General features: G+C 63.0%; 4 protein-coding genes. 3 read left to right on the top strand and 1 reads right to left on the bottom strand.

All coding sequences use genetic code 11. The features are described from left to right. The first annotated feature begins 377 nt into the window (after positions 1–377). Complete coding sequence (locus GX444_18825; GenBank protein ID NLH50635.1) at positions 378–1,658, top strand: tetratricopeptide repeat protein; 1,281 nt, start codon at positions 378–380, stop codon at positions 1,656–1,658. A gap of 3 nt (positions 1,659–1,661) precedes the next feature. On the opposite strand, the gene GX444_18820 is transcribed toward GX444_18825, so the two are convergent. Further along, complete coding sequence (locus GX444_18820; protein ID NLH50634.1) at positions 1,662–3,812, bottom strand: hypothetical protein; 2,151 nt, start codon at positions 3,810–3,812, stop codon at positions 1,662–1,664. Between the two features lie 177 nt (positions 3,813–3,989). On the opposite strand from GX444_18820, the gene GX444_18815 reads away from it, so the two are divergent. Both GX444_18815 and GX444_18810 read left to right on the top strand, forming a co-directional pair. Next, complete coding sequence (locus GX444_18815; GenBank protein NLH50633.1) at positions 3,990–5,189, top strand: radical SAM protein; 1,200 nt, start codon at positions 3,990–3,992, stop codon at positions 5,187–5,189. Positions 5,190–5,367: 178 nt separating this feature from the next. Continuing rightward, positions 5,368–7,590, top strand: coding sequence for a hypothetical protein (locus GX444_18810; protein NLH50632.1), 2,223 nt, complete (start codon positions 5,368–5,370; stop codon positions 7,588–7,590). Positions 7,591–7,594 lie beyond the last annotated feature (4 nt).

Here is a 7,594-nt window from a genome sequence, read left to right as displayed (position 1 = left end):
GGCGATCATAGTTAAATCGGAAGTCACGGATAAATAAGCGAAAATTATTCGTTCCGGCAAATCCGGCGGATGGTTTGGCGGAAAGGTGAAATCGCGGCTGCTAAGCCGCTCTTACACCAGTCAAGTCGCTGGCGCTCCCCGCGTGGGTTCCGGCTGGCGAACGGAAAGACGGCGAGGATTTTTATCGCGGCTGCTAAGCCGCTCTTACATTAGTTAAGTCGCTGGCGCTCCCAGTTTGGGTTCCGGCTGGCGCACGGAACGACGGTGAAGGTTTATATCGCGGCGGCGACCCTTCGATTGCGTTCAGGATAGGCGCGGCCTTGGTATTTGGCGGGCAACAATGCTAAGCTGCCGGCACCATCTAACAGGGAGCAGCCATGCGGAAAACCGGCTGGTTGATCGGTCTGGTATTGATCGTTTTCTGGTGCGGCGCGGCGCGGGCCGATTGGCGCGGCGACGTGAAGCAGGAACTGGCCGCGCGGCAGTACCTGAAGGCGCTGAAGATCCTCGACGACAACAAGGCGAACGCCGAGGACGTGGGCTACCTCGCAATGCGCGGCGAAGCCCTGTTCGAACTGGGCCGCATCCTCGACGCGCGCGCCGACCTCGAAAAAGCCATCGCCAAGGACGACAACAGCCTCGACGCCCACGCCACCCTCGCGCTGGTGCTGGCCAAGCAACGCATCATGGCCGAGGCCAACAAGCACGCCGAGCGCGCCGTGGCCGTCGCCAAGACGCCGCGCAGCCTGTACGCGCGGGCCATTGTCTACCTGGGCGCCGGAATGCTCGACAAGTCCGACGCCGACCTGGTCGAGGGCCTCAAGCTCGACGCCAACCAACCCGACCTGTACCTGGTGCGCGGCGCCATCTGCCGCATGCACGAAAAATACGCCGACGCCGCCCAGTTGTTCGACCAAGCGATCTCGCACGACAAACGGCCCTACAAGGCCTACCTCGAACGCGCCACCACTGCCGTGCTGCGCGGCGATCCCGTTTCGTCCAAGGCGGACATCGAGCAGGCCATCAAGATCGCGCCCGAGATGTACCACGGCTTCCTCGGCCGCGGCTTCATCGCCCAGGAATACGGCGACAACGAGGCCGCCCTGGCCGACTTCAACAAGGCCAGCACGCTGGCGCCGCAGGTCGCCGAAATCCACTTCGCCCGCGCCAACCTGCTGGTCGCGCTGGGCCGCCACGCCGAGGCCGAAAAAGTGCTGACCGCCGCCAAACCGGTCTGCCAGGACATCCCCGACTGGTACGTCATGCTCAGCCTCATCCAGGGCGAGTTGAAAAAGCCCGAGGCCGCCATGGCGACCCTCAACGAGCTGATCGGCAAGACGCCCGACCAGTGGCAGGGCTACAACCTGCGCGGCCAGTTGCACGCCTCGCTGAATGAACTCGACCTGGCCATCACCGACTTCGACCAGGCCATCGCCGTCGCCCCCAAGGCGCCCGAACCGCAGCTCAACAAGGTCACCGTACTCATCGCCCAGAAAAAATCCGACGAGGCGCTGACGATGCTCAACGCGATCATCAAGCAGTATCCGAACGCCCTGCTGCCCATCGAGATGCGGATGCAACTCTACCAGGCGCTGGGCAAAAACAAGGAAGCGCTCGCCGACCTGCAGAAGATCCAGGAATTGAAGAAGAAGCAGTGACCGTCAGCCGCCCGCCCGCTCGCCGGCCGGCGCGGCGCGAAGCAACACGAACACCAGCGCGTAGCAGACCGCGACCACCAGCGCCAGGCCGTTGTAGCCGAGCACCAGGCTGGCGTATTCGAGCATCCCGCCCAGCGTCGCGCCGATCAGGTTCCAGCCGAACAGGTGTTCGGGCGCGGCCTGGTCGCGGAAATTCAGGCTGAAGATCAGGTTGGCGAAATACAGCGGCAGAAACGTCAGCAACCCGGCCAGCGCGAACCGCAACGCGCCGTTGCCCACGTAGAGCAGGTTCCGCAGCGGGAAGACCAGCGGCAGAAAGCACGACAACAACAAGAGGACGAAGACCCTGCCCTGCCGCAGGCGGTCGCCGAACCATTGGGCCGTCCAGTTGGCCGCCAACACCAGCCCGAGCGCGGCCAGAAAAACCAGTGAGTTGTTGACCCAGGTCGCGCCGAACAGCAGGCTGAACTGGATGACGCTCTTGGTTTCCAAGAGCAGAAACGCCAGCCCCATGAACAGGAAGGCCAGTTCCAGGCGCAACGTCGCCGCCGGCGCGGCGCCCCCCCGGCGCCGGCCGAGCAACCGCACCGTGCCGATCAACAGCACGACCAGCAGCGTCAAACCGCCCAGCGCTTTGAGGTAGAACGCCGGAATGCCACGCTGCCGCAGGTGCAGAAACGGCCAGTCGTCCGTCGGGTATTCCACCGGCGCGAGCGCGGCGGGCTCGGCGTTGCAGGACGGGGCGCGGCCGAACTTGAACAGCAGGAATTCCCGGTCTTCCTGGAACACGACCTGCGGCGTCCGCCCGCTGGCCGCCTGGATCATCGCGCGGATTTTTTCGCCCAGCCACGGATTGGGGAACGAGTTGAACACGTAGACGCAGCCGTTGTCGCCGAGCAGCTCGTAGGCGCGCTGGAACGATTCGCGCGTGAACAGGTAGTTCTCGAGCCGCAGTTGCGACAGCGAACTGACGCGCACCAGCGAATCGGCGTAGGCGAAGACGATCAGGTCGTAGCGGCGCGGCGCGCGGGTCATCCAGGCGCGGCCGTCGTCGACGATCAGGTCGACGCGCGGATCCTGGTACGGGCGCAGCGGATGATAGCGCCGGCCGAAGCGGGCGATGACCGGGTCGATCTCCACCGCGTCGACGTGTTGCGCGCCGTTGAGCAACGCCACCGCCGTATCGTTGCCGCTGCCGGCGCCCAGCACCAGCACGTCGCCGAACGGCGGCAAGGTCGGGTCCTGCGCGCGGTCGCGGTACGGAAAGCGGTAAACCGATTGGGCGAGACCGGCGCGGTCGCCGATCCGCTGATGTCCGCGGCCGTTGACCCAGATCGACCGGCGCATCACCTCGGGCAGGCTGGGGTCGTCGATGTATTCGAGGCGTTGATAGGGCGACCAGACCACTTCGAGGCCGCCGTGATAGGCCGGCCGCGCCAGGTGCTGCGCGCTCTGCCATTGGGCCGTCAACACGACCAGCTCCCCGATCGCCGCCGCCAGCCAGCGCGTCTTCCAGGAATCGGCGGCCGCCGCGAGCAACAGCGCGGCGAACGCGGCGAACCAGACGGTCGGCGGCAGGGTGAAAAAGCTGAACGCCATGAAGGTGACGATGCCGGCGCACGACCCCAGGATGTCCAGCGTGTAGGCGGTCAGCGGGCGGAACAGCCGGAAGTACTTCGCCGTCCGTTGCGAGATCAGCGCGAACACGCCGATGCAGGCGACGAAGCAAAAGAGGAACGGCAGGTAGTTGACCTGGTCGGTTTTCTTCACCGAAGCCAGGAAAAAGAACTCGTCGTGCAGCGATTTTTCGTTCAGGTCGGCCAACGGCACGATCGGCCGCGCCACATAGACGTAAAGCACCAGCACCAGCAACAGGAACTGAGCGCCGTGCAACAGCAGCGGCGACCGGCGCTCGGAAATGTAGGGGTGAAACAGGAATCCCAGGCCCATCCCCAGAAACACCGCCATCAGCACCAGGTTGGGGAAATAGCCGAGGTTCCAGATGTTGCCGGCGAGGTAACGGATCAGCGCCAGTTCGAGGAAGAGCGTGGCGAAGCCCAAACCGAACAGCCGCCGGCCGTCCGCCGATTTCCACGAACACGGCCGGTCCGGAGTTAAAATAGTGTTGCTTTTATCGGGTGCACCGATAACCATGTCCTTCCCTTTCTGGCGTGCCGAAAAAGTTTAAAACAATTCAAATTCTGATACAATCAAAAGAAACGCCGCATTGCCGACCGGCGGCTTTTGGTTTAAGAAGTGCCGCTGGTCCAGGTCGAAGGTGGTCTGGAGCGCGCCAGGTATCGTCCGCCCAGCGGCAGAGCAAGGATCCGCATGGCCCATCACGGCAAGCCGGCCGAACGTTTGAGTCCGGTCCAAATTCGCGCCCAGCGCGCGCTGGAAAAGCATTCCCTGCGTTCGGCCGACGTGCCGTTGACCAAGCTGTACGTCGAGCCGACCTCGTTTTGCAATTTGAACTGCCGCACCTGCATGCGCAATTCGTGGACCGAACCGCCCGGCGAAATGGCCGCCGCGACCTTCGAACATCTCATCGCCGGGTTTGCCCGCTTTCCCAGCCTGAAGACCGTGGCGTTCTGGGGATTCGGCGAGCCGCTGCTGAACCCGCGGACGCCGGCGATGATCGCCCGGGTCAAGCAAAAAGGCCTGGCCGCCGAGTTGATCACCAACGGCCTGTTGCTCGACCGGCAAACGGCTACCGCCTTGCTGGACGCGGGGCTGGACCGCCTGGTCGTTTCGCTGGACGGCGCGGCTCCGACGACCCACGCGGACATCCGCCGGGGCGCCGATCTGTCGAAAATCGAAACGAACGTCCGCGGCCTGGTGGAACTGCGCCGCGCGCGAGGCCGCCAAACCCCGGAGATCGGGCTCGAATTCGTGCTGATGCGCCGCAACCTCAAGGAATTGGTCGATCTGATTCCGCTCGCCCGGCGCCTGGAGGCGAAATTCGTCCTGATCACCAACCTGCTGCCCTACTCGGCCGAAATGAAAGACGAGATTCTTTACTGGATGTCCGCCAAGCAATACTCGGTCGCTCGTCGCCTGTCGTCGTCGCCGGAAATCATCTTTCCGCCGCTCGACGAGCATCCGGAATATCTGGCGCACCTCCAGAAGGTCAATCCGCATTTGACGATCCGCGATTTCCCCGACAAGCCGACGACCGGGCTGGAAGGCTATTGCTCCTTCATCTGGGAAGGTTCGGCCGCCGTCACCTGGAGCGGCGAAGTCAGCCCTTGCGTGGCACTGATGCACTCGCACTCCTGTTTTGTTTTGGGCCGGGAAAAACGCCTCGAACGCCACAGCGTGGGCAACGTGAACGTCGATAGTCTGGCCGCTATTTGGAAGCGGGAGGAATACCGCCGATTCCGCAAGCGGGTCCGGCAGTTCGATTTTTCGCCGTGCACGCGCTGCGGCGGCTGCGAGCTGTCGGAGAACAACGACACGGATTGCATCGGCAGCCCCTTTCCGACTTGCGGGGATTGCCTGTGGGCGAAGGGCCTCTTGCTCTGCCCGTAATCGGCGACCGCACGCCGGGCCGCACCACACGATTTTCTCCGCGTTATCGGACACCTACTATCATCTTGCCGCCGTTATCCGATCCCGGCGATTGCTCAAAATCGATTACTTGACGCATTTCGGAAAACACACCTAAAATGCCGCCTGGGTTGGGGCTTTATATTTCGAGGATCCGAACATGAAACGTAGGCTGCCCGGAAAAAATCGCGGGGGAAATTCGCGCCCCGCCGCCTTCCTCCTCCTCTTTTTCCTGTTGTTACTCGGAATCCTGGCCGCGGCATGCTCTTCCGAATCGTCCGACGATGACGATCAGGCCGCCGGCGACGACGACGCTTCGCCCGCCGATGACGATACGGCCGCCGACGACGATGACAACGACAACGACGATAACGACGACAACGACGACTCCGCCGACGACGACACCGGCGACGATGACAGCGGCGACGATGACGACAACGACGACGATGACGACGACAATGACGACAACGACAACGACAACGACGATTCGACCGTCGAGCCCATTCACCTCGACCTCGTCGAGGGTTGCAACTATTTCATGACCAGCAGCGAGTGCTATCTGCCCTATCCCAGCGCATTTTTCCAGGTCGAGGACCCCACCAGCCCGACCGGCGTGCGCGTCAATCTGCCGGATGAGTTTTTACCGACCGGCATCATGCCCTCGATCGACATGGGCCCGACCAACACCGCCGACGGCATCTCGCCGGCCGGCCCGATCCTCGTGCACTTCGGCACGGACATCGCCGAAGAATTTCTGACCGGCCAGAACGAGTTGTACGAATCCTACTTCGCCGGCAACCCGCTGGCCCTGTTCAATTACGAAACCGGCAACCGTGTGATCTTCATGTCGGAAATGGACATGAACCGCCGCGCGTTGTTTCAAAACCGCTATGCCCTGATCGTCCGCCCGCTGGAACCGATGGAAATGGGCCAGCGGCACGTCATGGTGCTGACCAACGACCTCACCGACACCGACGGCAACCCGCTGGAATCGCCGCCGGCGTTCGCCGCCCTGCGCGATCAGGTGATCACCGACAACCCGGAGATCGAGGCGATCCGTCCGCACTATGAGGAAATTTTCGCCTTCCTGGAGGCGCACGGCTATCCGCGCAGCAGCCTGCTGCTCGCCTGGGATTTCATGGTAGCCAGCAAGGAATACCTGACCGGTTCGGTGCTGTCGATGCGCGAAACCGCGCTGGAAGAGGCCGGCGGGACGGGCCTGGGCTACACGATCACCAGCGTCCAGGACGATCCGAATCAGTACCTGGCGCGGATCGTCGAGGGCGACTTCGAGGTGCCCAACTACCTGACCGCAGACAACGAGCTGGTCTACGACGAGAATCATCATCCGATCCGGCAGGCGGAAAACGCCTGGTTCCCCTATACGATGATCATTCCGAAAAAGGCGGAAACGCTCGGCCAGCCCTTGCCGCTGGTCGTGTTCGGGCACGGCATTTTCGGCAATGGCCGCGATTACCTGACTTCCTGGCCGGGCACCACGATTCACCAGTGGGCCGAGGAAACCGGCGTCATCATGATCGCGACGGACTGGATCGGCTTGTCCGACGGCGACCTGGACCTGATCATCAACGACATCATGCAGGACCTGAACCGAATTTCGATCGTCACCGACCGCCTGCAGCAATCGCTGGTCAACAACATCGTCCTGACCGAATTGGCGTTGGGCGACCTCGAGGAAGACCCGGCCATCCAAATCGACGGCCACGACCTGATTGACGACACCCGCGTGTACTACTACGGCGTCAGCCTCGGCGGCATCATGGGTTCGTCCTTTGTTTCGATCTCCAACCGCATCGAGCGCGGCGTTCTGGCCGTGCCGGGCAGCGTCTGGCTGAACCTGATTCCGCGTTCGGTCGTCTGGGTGCCGATCAAGGTTTACATGGACCTGCTCTACCCCGATCCGCTGTTGCAGCAGAAGGCGATCGCGATTTTCCAGACGCGGTTCGACATGTCCGACCCGATCACCCTGACCCGGCTGATGTTCCGGGAACCGCTGCCGGACGCGCCGGCCGGCCGCCAGGTGCTGTTACAGGAAGCGATCGGCGATTGCGAGGTGCCGAACCTGACCACCGAGATGCTGTCGCGGTCCATCGGCGTGGAGCTGATGACGCCGTCGATCCATCCCGTGTTCGGTTTGGACGAGGTGACCTCGCCGGTGACCGCCGGCGGCATCCTGACCCAATACGATCTGGTCGACCTGACCCAGCAATACATGCCGCCGGAATCGAACATTCCGCCCGAAGTCGACAACGGCGTTCACACCGACATGTGTTTCCAGACCAACGTGCTGGAACAAGTGGCGACGTTCACCCAGACCGGCCAGGTCGTGCAGTACTGCGCGGGGCCGTGCGACCCGGATTGAGCGG

The sequence above is a fragment of the Myxococcales bacterium genome (assembly GCA_012517325.1).
GTDB lineage: Bacteria > Lernaellota > Lernaellaia > Lernaellales > Lernaellaceae > JAAYVF01.
Note: the sequence above shows the minus strand (reverse complement) of the source record. Positions and strands in the feature narration are given on the sequence as shown.

Coding starts and splice junctions, on each gene's coding strand:
- GX444_18825 (NLH50635.1), top strand. CDS start 378: ATGCGGAAAACCGGCTGGTTGATCGGTCTGGTATTGATCGTTTTCTGG.
- GX444_18820 (NLH50634.1), bottom strand. CDS start 3,812: ATGGTTATCGGTGCACCCGATAAAAGCAACACTATTTTAACTCCGGAC.
- GX444_18815 (NLH50633.1), top strand. CDS start 3,990: ATGGCCCATCACGGCAAGCCGGCCGAACGTTTGAGTCCGGTCCAAATT.
- GX444_18810 (NLH50632.1), top strand. CDS start 5,368: ATGAAACGTAGGCTGCCCGGAAAAAATCGCGGGGGAAATTCGCGCCCC.